This is a genomic window from Pseudoalteromonas sp. MER144-MNA-CIBAN-0113, assembly GCF_040308965.1.
GTDB lineage: Bacteria > Pseudomonadota > Gammaproteobacteria > Enterobacterales > Alteromonadaceae > Pseudoalteromonas > Pseudoalteromonas tetraodonis.
Window position 1 is genome coordinate 1 of the sequence record NZ_JBEOOG010000574.1, and the last position, 240, is coordinate 240.

Here is a 240-nt window from a genome sequence, read left to right on the forward strand (position 1 = left end):
TCATCTGTTATAGCGTTAGTGCTATCAAACGATAATGAATAGCTATCCCACTGGCCAAGCTCAGCCGATACTTTGTGTTTTTCTTCAAACTCTGGCTTTTTCTCTATTAGGTTAATTACGCCACCCGCACTACCAATGCCATATAAACCTGTTGCAGGGCCTTTTAAAACCTCAACAGATTCAACATTTGTAAGTGAACGAGTTGGGTTAAATGTATTACCTAGGCCTGCACCACCATAC

1 protein-coding gene is annotated in these 240 nt (G+C 41.2%); it reads right to left on the minus strand.

Going from position 1 to position 240, the window contains the following annotated elements; translation table 11 throughout:
• Positions 1–240: TonB-dependent receptor plug domain-containing protein (locus AAEY57_RS21000; RefSeq protein ID WP_350608783.1), on the minus strand; the 240-nt coding region annotated here is incomplete at both ends.